1 protein-coding gene is annotated in these 605 nt (G+C 51.6%); it reads left to right on the plus strand.

All coding sequences use genetic code 11. From position 1 onward, the window contains the following. The first annotated feature begins 116 nt into the window (after positions 1-116). The gene (locus AC1RP1_RS07715) at positions 117-452 is read left to right on the plus strand and encodes a hypothetical protein (RefSeq protein ID WP_289875201.1); all 336 of its coding nucleotides are present in this window, start codon (positions 117-119) and stop codon (positions 450-452) included. The last annotated feature ends 153 nt before the right edge of the window (positions 453-605 follow it).

Genomic DNA, 605 nt, shown 5'->3' on the forward strand with positions numbered 1-605 from the left:
GTGCCGACCATGGTCCGCTACCATCCCGTGGATTACGAGGAAGGTGGCACATTTATCGAAGACGGCAGCGGCAAAGATGTCGAATATGCCGAAGACTACCCGGATGCGGAGCCAGAATGAACCTGCATGATGAACTATCACTCGACCTGATTCGAGGGGCGGCAAAATTTCGAGGATACCTGTATCGAGATCACGTGGTACGCGACGCTGTAGCCGTCCAGATTTTCGACGGTCGCGATTATCGGTACTACAATCCGCTGGATATCACAAATCCAGACTTCTGGGACTTCGTGAATGCGTGCACGGGCTTGACGTTGGCTGTTAAGAATTCTGGTGTTGACATTACGTACGTCGAATACCCCGACAAGGCGGGAAAGCGGTGTTCGGTGTTGAAGACTGCCGTGTCCGATACACTGGGCCGCGTTATCGTCAAACTTGTGCTGGATGAATAATGAACGAATGTAAACCCGGTGGCTGTTCCTCGCTTGGGTGCGAAGGTGGCCACTACTGTTTCAATGAAGACGGCACCGCAAAGCCGATGCCTGAAGGAATAACCCAAGATATGCTGAACCGATTTGGTTTTGGCAAAGGAAACAAGATGAATG

The sequence above is a fragment of the Dellaglioa sp. CoH-56-MRSF-13 genome, from assembly GCF_056782095.1.

Coding starts and splice junctions, on each gene's coding strand:
- AC1RP1_RS07715 (WP_289875201.1), top strand. CDS start 117: ATGAACCTGCATGATGAACTATCACTCGACCTGATTCGAGGGGCGGCA.